The following is a 394-nucleotide window of genomic DNA, read 5'->3' as shown; positions in this document are numbered from 1 at the left end:
TCCCCATGCATCGACATGAATTTCTTCACCACTTGGTCCGACCACTTTTGCCCGTTGTCGGTATGCAGATGGACGGTGCTGCTCAGGATGATAGGCTGGAACGGTTTTAATCTGCCGTCGTTGTAACTGTAGTTGATTGGCTTGGCGTTGTTCTGGATCTATGGTGCCATTCCAGACGGGTTGCTGCCAGTTGCTCTGTTGCAGTAATCGTAGCAGCTGTTGATTGAGGTCTTTAGGTAGGTTGTTTTGACTATAAAAGGTTTTTTCCGTAATCAGAAACTCTTGGTCCGCACCGCTATGTAAATTAATTTCAGGGTGATCTTCCAGAATAAACCAGTAACCGACCTGAGCATCGCGCACCGTAGAATAGGCACTAAAGTGCTTGGCTTGTGCA

1 pseudogene is annotated in these 394 nt (G+C 47.2%); it reads right to left on the bottom strand.

What is annotated here, in order from left to right:
• Positions 1 to 394 (bottom strand): annotated as a pseudogene (locus AC6CHI_RS16130) (type VI secretion system Vgr family protein); the annotation flags it as partial.

The sequence above is a fragment of the Acinetobacter sp. GQ146 genome (genome assembly GCF_059758585.1).
This window is presented reverse-complemented; position numbering and strand designations above follow the sequence as displayed.